Source organism: Paenibacillus sp. PCH8, assembly GCF_002968835.1.
Classification (GTDB): domain Bacteria; phylum Bacillota; class Bacilli; order Paenibacillales; family Paenibacillaceae; genus Paenibacillus.
In genome coordinates this window covers 124,728-143,530 of record NZ_PKQK01000004.1, presented here as the reverse complement: position 1 = coordinate 143,530, position 18,803 = coordinate 124,728, and the positions used below count along the sequence as shown (strand labels likewise).

At 45.6% G+C, this 18,803-nt stretch carries 14 protein-coding genes and 2 pseudogenes; 3 read left to right on the top strand and 13 right to left on the bottom strand.

The annotated features are described in order from the left end of the window. Positions 1-302: 302 nt before the first annotated feature. The 11 genes and pseudogenes from C0Q44_RS22295 to C0Q44_RS22245 form a co-directional block, all read right to left on the bottom strand. The gene (locus C0Q44_RS22295; RefSeq protein WP_105409429.1) at positions 303-1,268 is read right to left on the bottom strand and encodes a sugar phosphate isomerase/epimerase family protein; all 966 of its coding nucleotides are present in this window, start codon (positions 1,266-1,268) and stop codon (positions 303-305) included. Positions 1,269-1,348: 80 nt separating this feature from the next. After that, positions 1,349-3,052: a hypothetical protein gene (locus C0Q44_RS22290; RefSeq protein ID WP_105409428.1), complete on the bottom strand. Its 1,704-nt coding sequence runs from the start codon at positions 3,050-3,052 to the stop codon at positions 1,349-1,351. Between the two features lie 22 nt (positions 3,053-3,074). Next, positions 3,075-3,946 (bottom strand): annotated as a pseudogene (locus C0Q44_RS22285) (carbohydrate ABC transporter permease). A gap of 38 nt (positions 3,947-3,984) precedes the next feature. Next, positions 3,985-4,886, bottom strand: a pseudogene (locus C0Q44_RS22280) (ABC transporter permease). Positions 4,887-4,999: 113 nt separating this feature from the next. Continuing rightward, complete coding sequence (locus tag C0Q44_RS22275) at positions 5,000-6,601, bottom strand: extracellular solute-binding protein (RefSeq protein ID WP_105409427.1); 1,602 nt, start codon at positions 6,599-6,601, stop codon at positions 5,000-5,002. Between the two features lie 394 nt (positions 6,602-6,995). Then, positions 6,996-7,367 carry a hypothetical protein gene (locus C0Q44_RS22270; RefSeq protein WP_105409426.1) on the bottom strand — a complete coding sequence of 124 codons (372 nt, stop codon included), beginning with the start codon at positions 7,365-7,367 and terminating at the stop codon, positions 6,996-6,998. A gap of 252 nt (positions 7,368-7,619) precedes the next feature. Continuing rightward, the gene (locus tag C0Q44_RS22265; protein ID WP_105409425.1) at positions 7,620-9,860 is read right to left on the bottom strand and encodes a helix-turn-helix domain-containing protein; all 2,241 of its coding nucleotides are present in this window, start codon (positions 9,858-9,860) and stop codon (positions 7,620-7,622) included. Between the two features lie 21 nt (positions 9,861-9,881). Next, a complete protein-coding gene (locus C0Q44_RS22260) occupies positions 9,882-11,105 on the bottom strand; it encodes an MFS transporter (protein ID WP_308737456.1) in 1,224 nt (407 codons plus the stop codon). 60 nt (positions 11,106-11,165) lie between these two features. Then, the gene (locus C0Q44_RS22255; RefSeq protein WP_105409424.1) at positions 11,166-12,203 is read right to left on the bottom strand and encodes an ROK family protein; all 1,038 of its coding nucleotides are present in this window, start codon (positions 12,201-12,203) and stop codon (positions 11,166-11,168) included. Between the two features lie 35 nt (positions 12,204-12,238). Then, on the bottom strand, positions 12,239-13,477 hold the full coding sequence (locus tag C0Q44_RS22250; RefSeq protein ID WP_105409423.1) for an ROK family transcriptional regulator: 1,239 nt from the start codon (positions 13,475-13,477) through the stop codon (positions 12,239-12,241). Between the two features lie 228 nt (positions 13,478-13,705). After that, entirely contained in the window at positions 13,706-14,545 is an 840-nt protein-coding gene (locus C0Q44_RS22245; protein WP_105409735.1) for a YitT family protein, read from the bottom strand. Positions 14,546-14,919: 374 nt separating this feature from the next. Here C0Q44_RS22245 and desA point away from each other — a divergent pair, with 374 nt between their 5' ends. From desA to C0Q44_RS22230, 3 genes are all read left to right on the top strand, one after another. Next, complete coding sequence (gene desA, locus C0Q44_RS22240) at positions 14,920-15,978, top strand: Delta(5) desaturase DesA (protein ID WP_105409422.1); 1,059 nt, start codon at positions 14,920-14,922, stop codon at positions 15,976-15,978. A gap of 81 nt (positions 15,979-16,059) precedes the next feature. Beyond that, entirely contained in the window at positions 16,060-17,208 is a 1,149-nt protein-coding gene (locus C0Q44_RS22235) for a sensor histidine kinase (RefSeq protein ID WP_105409421.1), read from the top strand. Continuing rightward, positions 17,205-17,804, top strand: coding sequence for a response regulator transcription factor (locus C0Q44_RS22230; protein WP_105409420.1), 600 nt, complete (start codon positions 17,205-17,207; stop codon positions 17,802-17,804). Before C0Q44_RS22235 ends, C0Q44_RS22230 begins: the two co-directional genes overlap by 4 nt. Positions 17,805-17,966: 162 nt before the next feature. Here C0Q44_RS22230 and C0Q44_RS22225 read toward each other — a convergent pair whose 3' ends face one another. Then, on the bottom strand, positions 17,967-18,563 hold the full coding sequence (locus C0Q44_RS22225; protein WP_105409419.1) for a hypothetical protein: 597 nt from the start codon (positions 18,561-18,563) through the stop codon (positions 17,967-17,969). After that, positions 18,563-18,799 carry a hypothetical protein gene (locus tag C0Q44_RS22220; protein WP_146113502.1) on the bottom strand — a complete coding sequence of 79 codons (237 nt, stop codon included), beginning with the start codon at positions 18,797-18,799 and terminating at the stop codon, positions 18,563-18,565. Before C0Q44_RS22220 ends, C0Q44_RS22225 begins: the two co-directional genes overlap by 1 nt. Between the last annotated feature and the right edge of the window lie 4 nt (positions 18,800-18,803).

Genomic DNA, 18,803 nt, shown 5'->3' with positions numbered 1-18,803 from the left:
CCATATTGTGACTCCCTTTCTTGCACTCTAACAAAAATGGGAGCAGACGAGTGGAAATTGGCAGAAAGATGCTATAAACGAAGAGATAACGTGTCTCAGAAGTCTCAAATTCGTTTCAATTGAAATATGGATCATATTCTTTAAATAGAATGTGTCAGGTTCGTTAGCTTCGAAAAAGGAATCCGTCTCACCAAGCCCCCAGGCTGATGAAACCGATCCCTTTTCGATTATTTATCTCCACATCGTCCATTGCCATGTTATCTACACATCTACGCGCATAGCATAACACATACTTATATCCCTTATCCGCGCTGACGTGCCGCCTGACGTTCAGCAATACGACCTGTAATCAATCCATGACTTTCATCGATCTCCTCCGGTGTACAAGCCGCTTTAAGCTCATACACTTTCACTGGAGAACGGTCGATAATATCCAAAAATGAATCAAAAAAGGTCATGTCTTTACTATGGATGTATGGACACCAATGATCTGCTAACCCTACGGTTTCATGAATATGCACGCCAACCACATGATCAATCAACGCGTTAGCCTCACGTACATTATCGTACAGTCCCATTCGATCCATCATCATGCCGTGACCAATATCGTACCAGAGGCCAAGCGGCGCGCCCTTCATTCGTCCAATAATCGTTCCCGCTTCGTGCAATGTCGGCATCTGATAACAGCGTGAACGGGTCTCAATCCCAAAATCCACTCCGTATCCCCGCTGCTCCGCTAACTCACATACCTCTTCCAGACTATCCTGAATCCGTTTCAGGTAATGCCCGCTCTCATCTTCCCGCTTCACCAGCATCTCTTGCCAAAGTGATTGATACGCCGGTGAATCCGGTCCTTGATCGTGATAGATCTTTTTCAACGCTTCATCGATGTTATATTCAAACGGCACCTCGCCCGGATGCACTACGACAGCTTTGGCACCATACCGATGCGCATACTCGGCAGAGCGAAGCAGTAATTCTATCGCCCGTTTACGGCGTGGCTCATCATCAAACCCGAGCAGAACGGAATCCGTCCCGTAATCGGGATCAGCCACATGAGGGAACGTATTATGCACGCTGGATACACCGATCTCTCCCCGTTCAATCATCGGTTCTATCGTTTGCAGCAATTCTTCCGTAACGTTATAGTTCAGTTCCACCTTTCGGAATCCGAGAGACTTGATCTCTTCGATCATGCTTTGTCCAGTCGTATGACGTTTGATATTCCAACATGTTGAGAATGAATATTCCTTCTTGTCCGTATACATCACTGGTCCTCCTGTCTTCCATTCCAACGCCTATTCATATTCCATTGCTCTCTATCTATATAAGTTAACGATCTCACTATTTACATCTCATTTTCACAAATGTTCAATTCGAATCTCATCCGCTTCTCCATCTCACCCGGCACATAACGATAGATGATCTCGGCATGCTCTGCATACATTACCACCGAGGGCTCAGGCGCCTCGACCTTCACGGTACACGTAAGCCCAGGGAACTGCCACAATGTTGGTGTAATGTCCTGTTGACGAAGGGATGGTCCTCTGATTTCAAAAACCACCTCAATCTCGTCCGCAGTCTCCAACTGCACGTTAATATTCAATGAATTCGACGTGACATCTGCTTCAAACGTGATTCCCCTCAGATGACTACTCCAATCCCCGCCAACCTCACGGCGGATCAAACGCAAATCATAACGTTCCCCCGTCTCCGTCTGCCAGTGAATGGTGGCTGGATGCATCTGCCCGTTCGTATTTCGGCTTCCCGACATGGCTCCCATCATCCGATCCTCACCGATCCAGGCTTTCGCTGTACACAGATTCCGATTCGCTTTTGGATCATTCCGTTCACACAGTTCCATGAACTGTTTCTGTACAAGACGATCCCCTTGATGAGCCTTGAAATACCGAACAGCTTCAGCCGGTACATCCACACCCAGGAGTGCAATCAGCGGATCATGGCCAGACTCACAGTTGATTCCTGCCAGATATTCGTACCCTTCACCCAACATGAGATAAATAAACACACCCATTGAACTATGTTCTCGCATCTCCATGTCATACGCCCGAGAGAACGGTCCGGACAGGTTCTCCAGGTTGGCATTGTAATATAACGCAATGTTATTCCATAACCCGTGTTCAATCCGGTGAGCAATTTCAAGCATCCGATCCGTCCGTGCATATTTCCTGAACATACCAAGCACGGATAGATCAACCCCGTAATACGTTGTCGTGTTGAACTCCGCGAATGTACCGCCGTATTGTTCAAACTCCTTCATCAACCCTTCAGCCTGTTCATCCGAATGACGAATCCATTCCATCCGGTTAAAGCGATGACCATAATAGTGGGTGATGAAAATATGCATTAACTCAATATTCGTATTCATGGGAATCACGTCCGACAACCTGCGATCTATCGAGCCTTGAACCGCCAGCTCCATCGCATAATCCATCCGTTTCATGAGTGTCTCAGGCATAAGTTCAGCGAATTCAGCAGTCACAACTGCACAGACACACGCAATGAATTCACGCCAGTTGGGGTCATAGCTAATCCAGACGGGTGGCAAAAACGCGTTCACCGCAGCATTGAAAAACTGCTTCATCCGTTTCGGATCTGCGGCCTCTGTGAGCAGAGAACCATCTTCCTGTAGTTTATGGATAAACTGCGCAGACACCTTCTCAAAGGTGCGTTCCAGGAAATAGGCCGTGCCTGGCGCAAAAGATTTCCAAGCATAGTGACCCGCTGGTGGATGCACATCATTCGGTCGGGTCGCAAAGGTTCCGTGATAGATTTCATCCGGAGCGTCATATTGATAATCAAGCACCTTGTGGAACACTCGTATCGCGCGTTCCACATCACCAGGCTCATTTCGAATCAGCAACCCGAGCGCATAATGTGCACTTGCTCGTGTACTGTGCTGCGACGAATCCTCTTCAAAACTCCGAATCAGATCCCGTTCCTTGTCATAAAAGCTATCCATCATCAACATGGACTCATTCACTAGATACTGCTGCTCTTTGGACATTTTCTCTACCATTCGTTGTGTCATGTCATATGACCTCCCGAGACTGTTAACCTTTTACAGCACCTACCATTACGCCGCTTATGAAGTACCGTTGCAACCACGGATACACAAGTAGGATCGGTAACGTTGAGAATATAACGCTGGCCGCTTTCAGACTCTCAGGTAGCACCTGAACTGCGCCAATTCCTTCGTTCTGCATTAGCTCCGTAACCTGGTTCTGCTGAATCATCTGATACAATTTCAATTGCAAAGGGTATAGCTCAGGCTTGGTAATATACATGAGTGCATCCTGGAAACCATTCCAGCGTCCTACTGCGTAGAACAGACTCAGTGTCGCCATAACCGGAAGGGATAGAGGCAAAATAATGCGCATCAGTGTTCCGAAATGGCTACTTCCGTCAATGCCCGCCGCTTCTTCCAGACTTTCAGGAATACCTCGGAAGAAGGTAATGAGAATGATCATGTAGAACGGACTGATCAGTCCAGGCAGAATAAGTCCCCATGTGCTATCGAGTAAATGTAGATTTTTAATCAGAATGTACTCGGGAATAATGCCCCGCTGAAGAACATCGTCACCACAATGACAAGCATGAACCACTTGCGCCCCTTTAGATTACTCTTCGCCAGTGGATATGCAGCTGCAATGGTCATCGCCATGCTTAACACCGTACTCAGAACGGTCAGCCAAATGGTATAGATGAGGGAACGAATCATCGATCCATCTGCAAATACTTTGGAATACGCCTCAAAGGATAACTCTTTGGGGAAAAAGGAAACTTCTCCTGAACCGATCGCCCGGTTCGAACTGAGCGAGATCGCAATAATATGAATGAATGGTGCAAGACACAGCACCATCGTAATGATAATAAGAATGACGTTTACCGTGTTGAATATTCGATTCGCCGTGTTTTCAGACATCTCACTCACTCCTTACAGATCATATGTGAAACAATCCACTACATAATGCTCTCATCGGTTAATTTCTTGGACGTATAGTTCGCTCCGAGTATGAAGACAAGTCCAACTAATGCCTGGAACAAACCTACAGCTGTTGCGAGCGTAACCTGACCAGATTGTAAACCGACACGATAGACAAACGTGCTGAGTACATCCGAGTATTCACGCACAGCCACGTTTCCGATAATAAATGGTCGGTCGAAGCCGATGGAGATCATGTTGCCGACATTGATAATCAATAAGGTAACAATGGTCGTTTTGATGCCCGGCAAGGAGATGTGCCAGATTCTGCGCAGCCGGCTTGCTCCATCCACTTCCGCAGCTTCATACAGTTCCCGGTTAATGCCTGTCAGGGATGCCAGATACAGAATCGTACCCCAGCCTGCACTCTGCCACACGCCTACCGCAAGGTACGTGAAGAGCCAATAGTTTTTGTCTGACAGGAAAGGTAATGGATCAAATCCCATACTCATTAACATATTGTTAATGAAGCCCGATTGCGTACCGAATACCTGAAGTACGATCCCCCAATAATAACCCAGGAAATAAAGTGTGGAATGTATAGTAATGTCTGTGCCAATTTTTTGAACCAGGCCTTCTTCAGTTCGAACAATAGAATGGCCAAAATTAGCGGAGCCGGGAAAGAAACCAGCAAATCCAGCATGTTAAGAACTAACGTGTTGCGTAATGCAGTATAGAACCCCTGATTTTGGAACACTTCTCTGAACGCATCCAGGCCAATCCACTCACTACCGGCAATCCCTTGAAAGAAGTTAAAGTCCTTGAACGCAATCTGTACGCCATACATTGGCCCATATTTGAAAATGATGAAGTAGATCATGGGCAGTAGGAGCAACGCATATAGTTGCCAGTTTCTGCGGAAATAGACGCTTGTTTTCATAAACCTTCCCCCCATGTCATACAGGATTCTTTCATAAAGACGATGTTGTCATTCGCCTTTATGAAGTCCCTGTTCTTTGTTGCCTTACGTATTAGATGTGATCTCTACTCCACTTATTTCATTGCATTATAAGCTTCCATGCGTTCATCCAAGATCGCTTGACCGCCGCTTGCCATGTAATCCTTCATCATACTGTCATATGTGGCTTCGAAGTCAGCTGGTTTGGAGATCGTTGTCTTCACGAAGAACTCCATAAACTTGTCTTTCAACCCGTTACCATAACGAGACTCTGCCTCAATCGGTTTCGAGAAGCGTACGGGTTGGATCGTGTCTGTGTTGGATATCGCTACCGACTTACGCATATCATCCCGATACTGCGACTCTACCTGTACAACATATGCCTCTTCATTCTTCTTATCATCCCCAGCGTATTTACCATTGACGATAATGGCAATGTCACCGGAATTATAAATGCGACCTGCAATCTCTGGGGATGCGTCATCCTTGATTAGTGGAACACCATCCACAAGCTCGTAGTTCTCGTTCTCAACACCAAATTGCAAGTCGAACAGATTGTTGCCCGAAGCCATCCAATCCAGATACTTCATGGCTGCTTCAGCATTTTTGCTTGATTTTGGAATCATGACATACATCGCATTAGGTGCATATGCCGGTTTGGCGAATTTGCCTTCCGAGTTTTTGAATGCATCAATCGGTGTGATCACTGCACCAGGTTGATTGGTTTGCAGGTTTTTGTACGTACCAGAGATGTAGATCTCCCCCGCATCCTCGGTGTAGAATCCAACTTTGCCGTTAGATACATCTTCCCACAGCTTTTTCTTGTCTTTGTCGAGTCCGAAGTCCTTACTCATTAACCCTTCATTATAAAGTGTGTTCATATATTTCAGGGCGTCCTTGAAACCAGGCAATAAGGTTGGATAGTCATTGGAACCCAGTTGTTGCGTTAATGTATATTTTTGTTCTTCCGTCAGTGGTTCAATGAAAGACCAGATCAGCGGTTCATATTGAGCCGAGGCAATGGACATCCCCATAGGAATAAGTCCTGTACCTACCTTACCTGGATCTTTTTCTTTGAATGCTTTCAGTGTCATATGCAGCTCCTCAGCTGTCTCAGGTGAAGGCAGTCCGAGCGTGTCCAGCCAGTCCTGACGAACATAGGACGCGTACTTGCCAAGTACAAGACGTTTACCTGGAACCGCGAACTGTTGCCCATCGTATTGACCATAAGCCAGCGTTTCATCTCCCAGGAACTTCTTCAGGTTGGGACCGCTTTGATTGATCAGATCCGTAAGTTCAGTCAGACCTCCTTGCTCTGCATAGCGGTTGAATGTTCCCGAATCGTAGGTAAATACGATATCAGGTACTTCAGAGCCACTCGCCATCAGAACGTTAAGTTTCTGTACTTCCTCGGAGCGTGGTACCGGAACAAACTGAACATCGATGTTGTTTGGATCACCAAACTTCTCTTGAATGAAGCGAGTCAGATAACTGTCCGAAATGGTGTAGCCTGCCGGAGTATTTCCCCGGTCGAAGATTTCTACTTTCAAAGTCGTTTTTTCCCCCGAACCCGACTCTCCTGATGAAGATGTAGATTCGCTTCCTGATGAACATGCAGATAATAATAGAGTGAATGCTGTTACCACTGCGAGGATTGAACTTGCCTTGCCTGCCTTACGTCTTTGAAATAATCTCATTTGACCTTTCCCCTTTCGCACACACTCTGATATGGATTCACATGATTGCCACTCCACTTTGTTCTTTCGATTTCGTTGCACCTGTGAATGTCACTAATCATTACATATGATCTTATAATTAGACAATAAACTATTTTCAAAATGTAAAAATGACGTTTTTTTACTTGAATACCGCGATATATAAACATATTTCCTGACAATATACAATTTTCGCCCCTTTAACGTTAACTATAATAACATATAATGTTCTATTTATCTTGATTTCTCACATACAATTTGGCATCGCCCAAATCGCAATAATCCTTTTTCGCTTGATACTCCTTCAAAACATAACAAAAAGAGACCACATCTGTAGTGATCTCCATGTGCAGCACATATAAAAGCATTTCATGCACTAATCCCTCGGCGGAAGATTAAACTTCACTTGACCAAATAACGTATCCATGGCATTTCCCGCCAATTGATCGATGACATGTTCGTTGCTCGTATCCGTATGTTCCAGGATCAATACATTATACTTCTCATCATAATGCATCCCACCCAAAATAAACTGTACCGGAATGTTCTGGGCTGAGGTTGCCTTCGAAATAGCTTGAATTAGTTCGGATTCATGCCTCTGTCGACTTGTCGTGTATGTACCAACAGGTATCGTTATCGCATATGACGAGCCATCTACGTTAAATGTAAATATGTTGTTGCTTGCTGTAATGGTAACCTGTTTACTGATATCTACCGATCCCCACACTTGCTGACCGTATTTGTACATCATCTTCAACTCCTGCCCTATGAATGAATGGATTGTCATAATCTAGTATAGGACATTCGTAAAAATCCTTAACGCACCTGCTTAATAGACCTAAGATGTTGAAGATGTTGTATTAAACATCAAAAAATCTTCTGTAAAAGGACCCTAAGGTACGAACCTTATGTCCTCATACAGAAGATTTCATGTAATCACGCTAAACATATATTGAATTTTATTTCAAATTGCATGTTCTACCGCTCAGAACCTCGGTATTCAATCCCCTTGTTTCCCACTCTGCTTACGATAGTCTCCCGGTGTCACGACCATAATCCGTTTAAATACTCGACCGAATGAGATGGCATTAGCATAGCCGACTTGCAGCGCAATATCCTGAACAGCCATATCCGACGCAGACAACAGACGACAAGCCTTTTCCACCCTTAATTTCACCAGAAAATCAACAAACTTCATCTCAAACTCTTCCTTGAATAGATAACTCGCATATTTACCCGAGATTTGGAACCGATCACTCAGATGTTTCAGCGACAGATCTGGATCATCAAAATGTTCTTCAATATAGATCCGCAGCTCGTTGATCATCGCACGATGACTTTTCGTTTCATTCACAGACACATAATTACGATAGACCTCTTTCAGCCATTCCTGCAAAATCTCCTGAATTCCCTCCAGCGTCTCCACCTGCTGGATATCACTACGAAGACGAGTTAGAATATCCTCAGCAAATTGGCTTTGCAGCCGTTCAGACAATTCCCCGAATTCTCGGGACAACATCTGGATTAATGCCTGCAACAACATGCGGATATCATTATCCTTGATCTGATCTTCGCTGAATGCAACGAACATCTGATCCAGCTGTGTCCGCCAACCATCACCCGTAAGCCTGAATTCACGCACAAAGTCTGCAAGCATCTGCAAGTACTTGTACGATTGAAGCTCAAACCGATCCGGCAGTTGTTCACTGAGCACAATGGCATCCTTACCCAGGGTAAGTCTATGCTGCAAACCTGCCTCTGCACTGGCGTAGGACCTGGTGATTTCCTCCCAGCCCGAAACGGTTCGCCCAATTCCAAAGGTTAACCGAAGCCGAAAATGTTCCGCAATCCACATATGCATCTGCTTCGCCAGATCCATAAGCAATTCCCGATCGAGTCCTTCCTCTTCATCCGATGCAATGACAACAATTAGCCTGCGGTTACCAAACCATTCAGCCCAAGCGCCGAATTTCGTCTCGTTCTGGACCAGTTCTTCCATGACGTTCATGAGCGCAATCTTCAGAATATTCTGATTGGCCGAAAGATCTTCACCATTCATCTCCGCAATGAGGACAGCAACACTTTGCGGTTCCATGAATCGTTCCTCAAGCGGTTGCAGATGGCGTAGTCGCTGACGGAACGAATCCATTCGCTCTCCTTCCATCAGGTCAACGAGTAATTGTCTACGGTGAATAAGCAAGTTCTCATGATGCTGTTTCTCATAGTCAACCGTTTGGGCGATCAGATGTTCCAGAGCACGATCGATGAGTGCCAATTCATCTTTGACGGCCGGAGCTGCTTCTTCTTCCTCGGCACGTGGCTGTAATGCCTGAATTCGATTCATGATGAGCTGGATGGGTCGAGCATTTCTACGGGTGATGTATATCAGTCCCGCCACCGCACCACCTATGGTTAATAATCCAATAGCAATCCACACATAGGAGACGAGTGATACCCATGAATACAATTGTCCAGATTGAATACCACTCTCGAAGACCAGACCTAGCTTATCAGCAGGTACACGATTAAGAATTTCGCCTGCTGAAGCGTCCATCTGATGTGCTGTATAGACCAGATTGTCGTTGTTGTCGCGAACCTGAAGAACAGACAGCTTTTCATTGGTCATGTGATCGATCTGCCTCTCTACGGCATACATGCGGATCGTAATCACGAGCAGACCTTCCCCTCCCCACGGTAATGGAAGCCACTTATTCATACTGATTACCTGTGAGGGTACGTCAAAGGAACGCTCTTTGTACTCCCGGGGCAGGTTCCACCCGAGGTTCTCCCGATTCGTCAAGGCTTGCTCAATATAGGCACGATCTTCAAAATCTTCCATGCGCATCATACCTCTTGGTGTAAGGATCTGGGAATCGGATATACGATACAGATAAATGGATTGAATCATATCCTGCTGATCCAGCATACGTCCCAGCCCGTTTGCCGCATCATAGATGAACTGGCTCGACAACTGTCCCTGACCCGCTTCCAGAAAACGACTGTATATTTTGTTTGAACCGATATCTTCAAGCAACCGAATTTCAATGTCGCTCAGCGAGCGTTCCAGCGTATCTACAATGTAACGGGTGGAGATCATATCAGCTTTTTGGGTTTCGTTTCGTGAGAGTTCATTGACAATCAGGAAGGAGAGAAAAATCAGAATGGATATCGTAAGCAGAAAAATAGGAAAGTAGGAATAGATCAACTTGGTGTGCCAATTCCGCTTCAGATTAACCTTCATAGGCTCCAGCTCCTTCCTTCTTTAATCTAGTGAGTAGGATCTTCTCTGTTCTTTGGCCTGTCTGCTGACGATGTACAGAATAATAGCCCCAAGTGCCGCACTAATCGTGCAAGCAAGATACATCAGTGATGGACCGCCAGAATCGAGCAGGTATCCATTGAGCATATTACCAACAATTCCACCCAGTCCGGCAAACACCATGTTAAATAAACTTTGTCCTGTCGCCTGCATTTCCCGTCCGGTAACGGAAGCCACGTATTCCACTGCTGCGATATAGAAGAATCCAAAGGATAATCCATGCAGCACCTGAATTCCAATCATGACCTCAGGAGACGGCCATAGCCATTGTATGCCCCAACGTAACATATACGCCCCGGCTGCAAACAGCATGGTTCGCTCATGCCCCCATTTCCGGAGAATGTATGCGGCCGCCAACATGGATGGGACATTGGTGATCGATGCGAGCAGCAACGCTGTACCCGTCATGGTCACTGAACCGCCGGCCATCTGAAAAGAAATAACAAAAAAGGAGTTAAACGCAGTAAGCGTTTGGTTAACCAGGAAACAGCCAGTCAGAAAAAGAAGGAATGTCCGGTTTCGGAGCAATCTTGCCAAACCTACGGAGAAGGTTACCGAGGACGAGGATATGCTCGTCTGCCGGGGAAGTGTACTTGCCAGTATTGCGCTTAGAATATTAAACATAAGAAATGGAAGCCATAACATGTGAATGGAAAACTGGGAGAGATACATGCCTGCTGCAAATCCGCCAACTCCAGTTCCGATGCTCCCGAAGAGTCGGATCATGCCATAAGACGTATGGGCTGCTCTTGCGGCTGTAACCGCATAAGAGTCAGCCACAGGTATTTGAGTCACTTGGAATATAGTGCATAAAGTATAAATCAATATTAATATAAAGTACACTTGAATATTGTAGAAATAGGCTAAGGATGCTGGAATAAGCAAGCTTATAATCAGTACGAACCGTGTCTTTTTAAACTTATCTACCAGAATTCCCCATATAGGTTGAAGGATAATGGATACAAGTGTGCCAAATGCCATGATAAATCCGGTTTCTTTGCTGGAAAAACCTTGTGCAACCAATATGGGATTAATGTACGGGTTAAACATTCCTCCGGCAAGCCCCATAAATAGATATAGGCCCTGCAATTTGAGTAATACACGTCTTGCATCATTGGAATCGGCTTTTGTTTTCTCTGTGTAAGCCTTCATATGTCTGCTTCTCATCCGGATCTCCATCCTTTAGTTCTATAATCGCATCGCCTGTTCTCTATGGATCTCTCCGTGTCAGATGGACCGGATTGCGGCTAATGCTCCGATTGCTCCTGCTTTATTCCCAAGTTCAGCTACAGCTAAACGCGTAGGCAGAACGGTGTAACGCTCAAGACGTGTACGCACTTCATTTAGATAATAGGTTGGGTTGGATGCAGCCACGCCACCACCAATAACAATGATGGAAGGGTTAAGTAAAGCTGTGATATTCGCCAGCCCCCTCGCCATATAACGCATGGGCAGTTCAAGGATCTCCAGTGCAGCAACATCACCTGATTCGGCTGCTTTGAACACATGCCTGGCTTCAATCTGTTCCGCTTCCCCTCCCGCAAGACTCATAATCAGAGATAAGGAGCTTCCCTTGCCATCTGCAAAATAACGCCTCGCCTGTTCGGTAATCCCGGTGCCTGAAGTCACTTGCTCGAATACACCAAATGCATCAGCATCCGCTATGTACCCTGGTTGAAGTCCTTCGTCTCCTGTAATGAAATGCCCGATCTCGCCTGCTGCTCCATTCTGACCGCTGTACAGCTGTCCATTCAGGACAAGTGCAGCTCCAATGCCTGTTCCAACCGTGACCATGACACAATGGCGATGTCCGTGCGCTGCACCTTGGTCATATTCGCCCATCGCAGCCAGATTCACATCGTTATCCAAAATAATATTTCCGTTGTAATACTTCGCAATGATCGGGCGAATATCTTGCTCAGGCCACTGAAATGCCGGGGCATTACGCAGTATGCCCTCCTCTTGCAGTATCACGCCAGGGAATCCCAGACCTGCGCCTGAAAGTTGATCCAGACTGCACCCAACCTCACGGCAGAACGTATCCAATTCAGCGAATAACCATCGGAAGAACTCATCCGGCTGATCGCTGGCAAGGGTAGGCAAGCGACACTCATGGACTTCACTATCCGCCCGCTGTGATGACAACATGATTAATGTTTTGGTTCCACCAATATCAATACCTGCAATCCAATTGGATGTATCACTAACCGTTTTAACCTGATTGAACTGAAGATCATTACTCGCACTGTTTACGAATTCGGTCATCTCGTTCGCCTCCTCACATGTATATATCCAATATCTTATTCCATGGCTTCCTGCTGAAGATTCAGCAGCGTTTGTTGTACTGCCACCTGCACTGCCCCAGTGACGACAGCCTGCTCCCCAAGCTTGGAACCAATTAACTGTGGCTGCACCGGGAATTGCTTAGATACGATCTCTTTAAGCAATGGCAATAACACATCACCGTTTCCACCTACACCTCCGCCAAGCACAATGAGTTCAGGAGCAAGCACAACGCTGATATGACGCAGAGCTGAAGCAATCCTCTGGCTGTACTGTGTCATAATCTCTAGCGCAACTGCTTCTCCACTGCGAACAGCTGCAAATAACTTCTCTGGAGTTAGGTATCTGTGCAGATTTCCCTCCACTTGATCTTCATCTTCATCTGCGATTGCATCAACACTACGTATAACCGTCTCGAACGAAGCACCCTTCAGATGGAGGTGGCGTTTCGCCAATTGCATCAGACCCTCAGCTGACAGAACGTCCTCCAGGCGCCGATCGTCTTCCACCAGCATCTCCGCGATCTCCCCGGTTAACCCACCGAGACCTCGAAGCAGTTGTCCATGTACCATGATGCCAGCTCCCGTTCCTGTACCAATGGAGAAAAAGACGAATAGTGGTGACTCTGCTGCTGCGCCACTCCTGTATTCACCCAGCGCCGCAAGATTCACATCATTCTCCAGGATAACTTCACAGGGGAATGCACCAGACAACGACTCCAGCGAAAAAGCTTGTTCCAATCCCGCTAACGGGTCCACAATACGACTGATTCGCCCCGATTCAGGTCGTACCACACCTGGTATACCGAAACCGATGCACTGAATTTGATTCCAGTTCAGCTGATTCTCGTGCAACAGTTCGTTGATATGGCTCCGAAGAAGCATCAATATACTCGCTTCTGCTTGGTCATTGGCTTCGTGGATGACCATTGGATACGTTCGATAAGCGATGATCTCTCCATTCAGGTCGGATAACGCAATCCGAATACGTGTTGCCCCGATATCTATACCGAAGACATAATAAGCTGTTTCATTGAAACGGATGAGGGTTGCTTTACGTCCTTGTGCATTGTCAGCTCTCCCCGTTTCTCTCACCAGATTTCTCTCCATCAGATGTTCGATCGCAGACGACACCGTAGGTTTGCTAAGTCCGGTCTGACGGCTGATATCCGCTCTCGACATCGTTCCTTGAGCAATGAGAGCATCCATAATCAGATTCTCATTCAGGTTACGGATATATTGCGGTGTGCCAGCCAATTTATCGCCTCCTCTTTAGTTAGTTAAGTTTATTAACAAATTAATTAAATTCAATATATCACCGGATTTTGGAGGTGTACAGCTTTTGTTGCTTGAATAAATGACATGAAATTCCCATCCTCCTGCTCTTGTCGAGCTGAACCTCAGATGACGCCACGTGTTCGCCCGCCTACAACAAAAAAAGCTGCAGTGAGCTTTCACCGCAACTTTTTTTCTTCCATATAAGTGTTACGTCTTGGAAAGTTCAATGAATCCTTCCCCGAATACATCACGCACATCATGAATGGTGATAAAAGCAATCTCGTCTTCCGCTCGTACAATCTTCTTCAGCATAGAAACTTCTTGCTTGCTAATCACAATGTATAGAATTTCTTTCGGATTTTTCGTGTAATATCCATGACCAGACAGAACGGTTACTCCGCGGTCCATCTTCTCAATCACTTGCTTCGCGATCTCATCCTGTTTGGCTGAGATAATCATAACCGCCTTTTTCGGATTGAGTCCTTCAATAATGAACTCCATCGTTTTGGTTCCGACAAACAGCAAGACAATCGTACACATCAATCCTTGTGGTCCAATAATGAAGAATGACGAGAAAGCTACGATCAGATCGAAGAACAGAAGTCCATAACTGATATTCCAATCCAGATATTTGTTGGCAAGTCGGGCCAGGATAACTGTACCCGCCGTTGTGCCTCCCACTCTAACAATCAAGCCAATGCCAAGGCCGGCGAATAATCCGCCAAAGATGGTATTGATCCAGAGCTCATCCGACGCAATGGTCCAGCTCTCCGTAAGGTGCAGGAACAAGGAGTTGAATACGACTGCAATAATCGTATATACCGTCGTCGTTTTATCGAGAAACCGGTAACCAACGAGTAACAATATACCGTTTAGGATCAAATTCATCAATCCCGGTGACCACTCAAACAAGTAATACAAAATAATGGTGATGCCCGTGACACCGCCTTCTGCCAGATCGTTCGGGATCACGAAGAGATTCACCGCCAGTGCAAATAAAAACGCACCTGCCATAATAAATAAAATATCCGTTAATCGTTTTTTCATCATATGTTCCATCCAATCCATCAAAAATCAACCTATCGACCAGTCTCATAAGTTGTCATGCACTCAAAGATAGATTTTACCATGCTCACAACAAAAATTGTATACATAATACAAATTGTTGCGTAAATAGTGCAAAGGAATCTGAAAGAATGTTCTTTTATTGACTGACAATAAGTAAATACCTTCATACACCCATGACAAATGTCATGGGTCATCCTTGATATTCATCATAATAAAAGGCTGACGTTTATGACTTACTGTCATGATCGTATTGTTTTACAATGATAAAAACGCTTCCTAAGAGGAAAGTTCTACCGGGAAACGTCAGGTTGTAGCTGATTACAGTTATAACGAATGAAGGAGGACACACGTCAATGAGCAGAACGAAAGAAATGGCGCTAAAAAAAGAAATCACACCCTACGAAAACAATGATCTTCGATTAAGTATCCGACAATTAATCAATACATTGCTCCCCCTCGTTTTACTCTGGGCTGCGGCATACTTTAGCTTATCGGTTTCCTACTGGTTAACCTTCCCGATTGCCTTGGTGGCATCCGGATTCGTACTGCGTACCTTTATTATCTTCCATGACTGCTGTCATGGTTCATTCTTCAAGAGCAAACGTGCCAATGATATTTTGGGCACCATTACAGGCGTATTAACAGTAACACCCTATCAGCAGTGGAAAAACGAGCATTCCATCCATCACGCAACCAGCAGTAATCTCGATAAACGTGGTGTAGGTGATATCTGGGTCATGACGGTTGATGAATACAAAGAAGCCTCTCCTTGGGGACGCCTCTTCTACCGGATTTATCGGAACCCGTTCGTATTGTTCTGTGTCGGACCTATTTACGTCTTTTTGCTCGCCTATCGCTTTAACCGCAAAGGTGCAAGACGTAAAGAACGTATTAATACTCACCTGACTACGGTATTGATCGTTGGGCTTTATGCTTTCATGTGCTGGCTAGTCGGATGGCAGGCTTTTGTCATGGTGCAGGCACCTATCTTCTTCTTTTCCGGGTTCTTCGGTATCTGGCTGTTCTATGTTCAGCATCAGTTCGAAGAGACGTATTTTGAACATGAAGATGAATGGAGTTATGTAAAAGCAGCTGTTGAAGGTAGTTCATATTACAAATTACCTAAATTGTTGCAGTGGATCACTGGTAATATCGGGTTCCACCATGTGCATCATCTGAGCCCACGTGTACCTAACTATTTCCTGGAAGAAGCACATAATGCAACACCACCTCTGCAAAAAGCAACGACCATCACACTACGTTCCAGTCTGGTTGCCTTGCGCTTCCGTCTGTGGGATGAAGAATCGAAACAGTTTATTAGCTTTAAACAGCTCAAAAGCTTATCCCGCAAGCCTAATGCTCAACCAACTATCCGTGTAACGAATCCAGCGGGTCTGACAGAGAAGCCTTAACTCTGTCGGATTCGTTTTCTTGTATTCAAACTACAGTCATGCTAAGTTTGAGTACATTGCAAGTTTGAGGAGGAGAATTCCATTCAAAAATGGATGCAAAATTTTTATAAAAAGACAGGGTTGAATCTTTATGTATGGCTCGCCTTTTTCATCCTGCCCTTCTATTTCATTTCACAATATTCCAAATTATGGACGATGGTAACCGGCATCATCATCATCCTCGTCTTCTTCGTCTGTTATCTGCTCGCCTTCATCACCAAGGGCTGGCAGGTGTACATGTGGATTGGACTGCTTATTGCTATATCCATTACAATGACTATCGCCTATGATTATGCGTATTTCTCATTGTTTCTTGCTTTCTTTATTGGGAATATTAAAAATAAAGCCGGTTTCTTCACCCTCTATTCGGTAAATCTGGGAGCCAGTTTCGTAACCATTAATTATGGTTTCATTAATCAGAGTTCTCTGTTGGTGAGCCAACTCCCGTTTGTATTCATCAGCTTGATGGCCTCCATTCTGCTTCCCATCAGTACGTATAACAAAAACAAGACTGATCAATTGGAAGGTCAACTTGAGAATGCCAACAAACGACTGGATGATCTCGTGAAAATGGAAGAACGTCAGCGCATCGCTCGTGACCTGCACGATACACTTGGACAGAAGCTCTCTCTAATCGGTCTAAAAACCGATCTGGCGAAGCGTCTGCTCCGCACTAATCCCGAGCAGGCCGAGATGGAATTGAACGACCTAAGACAAACGGCAAGCACAGCTCTGAAGGAAGTACGGGAAATGGTAACGACCATGCGTGGTACACAACTGGTGGATGAGCTGTTTCGCGCGGAACAGATTTTAAAAGCCGCTTCCATGGAATCTGTCGTGAATGGCAATCCCAAATTGCAGGATACGTCCCAGTTAAATGAAAATGTGCTGGGTATGTGTTTGAAAGAAGCGGTTACCAATGTGGTCAAGCACAGTCAGGCCACGGTATGCACCATCACCATTAAAGAGACACAGTCTGATAACATTTTAACGGTTCAGGATAACGGTGTAGGCTTAGAACGAACGCGCAACAAGGATCGGCTCGGTACCGGCATTTTGGGTATGAAGGAACGGCTCGAATTTGTGAACGGTTGTCTGGATCTTCGCTCCGGAGCAGACAAAACAGGTACTCAAATCGTCATTCAGGTGCCCAAGCTGACGAGCAAACCATTGAAGGAGGATGCAACATGATCAGCATTGTAATCGCCGAAGACCAACGTATGATGCTGGGCGCCTTGTCTTCCCTGCTCAATCTGGAAGAAGACATGCAGGTGGTAGGGCAAGCAAGCAATGGAGAGGAAGCTCTGGCACTTGTCAGAAAACTGACCCCGGATATCTGTCTGATGGATATCGAAATGCCCGTCAAAAATGGGCTGGAAGCGGCAGAAGAGATGAGAGGTTTGAACTGTAAAGTCATTATTCTGACCACTTTTGCCCGAACCGGCTATTTCGAACGTGCGCTCAAAGGCGGTGTTCGCGGATACCTGCTCAAGGATAGTCCGATTGAAGAACTGGCCGAAACCATCCGCCAAGTCATGAATGGAAGACGAATCTTTGCTCCCGACTTGGTAGATGAAGCATATGTAGAAGAGAATCCCCTCACTGAACGGGAGAACGCCGTACTTGGCCTCATGGCAGACGGGAAGAACACGAAAGAAATTGCCGGACATCTGTTCATCACAACAGGGACGGTACGTAATTACATCTCGATTATTCTCAACAAGTTAAATGCCAGTAACCGCATTGAAGCCATCACTCGTTCCAAGGAAAAAGGGTGGTTCAAATGAAAGTACCGCTTTAACCCACTGAAACATAAATGAGCATGTTGCTTCCAGTAGAGTTCAAAACATGCTCAGAATAAAAAGCTTGGCTCAGGCTAAACACTTCCTGAACCAAGCTTTTTATTCTGCTGTTATTTCCATCTTCATCACTAGATCTTCGTTAGACGGTCATGATTTCACCGATACAGCCATACCAAGAGCGTCCAGTGGCACTTGATCGGTCTGAAGCTGGTGAACTAGATTCCTGTCCTGCCAAGAAATCGTTACATGAACAGACTTCCCACCACTTGGATATTCCACGAGGATATACCCTTTATCTTTCGGCACAGGCAGTGTATGTGACTCCAGGTACTCCACCATCTTCTTGGCAATGCCCGGATTGTTCATCTTATCTTCGGAAACCGAACGAATCTGCAGCGTCCATCTGCCTTCTTTCCAAGTCAAATATTGACTGCCAGCCGCACCTTCACCCATGCCTTGGATACCATGTCCCAAATCTACAGCCATATCTTTCGGAATATTGCTCAGATTGGTCTCAGGGAAAGTGTCAGATAGATTGCCACCCTTATCGGTTTTTACTTCATAGGAAGCCAGTGCAGGCACTTTGCTGTCAGAGGCAGTTAACGAATCATCATTAATGCCAATCGACTGAGTCGTAGCGTAGAAATTCACTTTAAACGCATCGGACGTGTTCGACGATATTGCCACACCTAAATATGTGCCGTCTTTCAGCGTAAATGATGTAGGCAAAGATACGTTTTTCATTAACAACTGGCTACAACCTGCTTGATTACCTCATTCACACCGGATTGACCTGAAGCGGTCTGGTTGTCGTACACCTTCGATCCCGATGTCTCCTTACTACCACTTCCGGTCTGAGTCTGTTCACTAACCGTTGTCGTTGGAGAAGAATTATTCTCTGATGATGTAGCCTTCGAATCAGGCCCCCACACCCTGCCAGAGCGAGTATAACGGCTGTCGTTACTGGAATGGTCATCCAAAGTT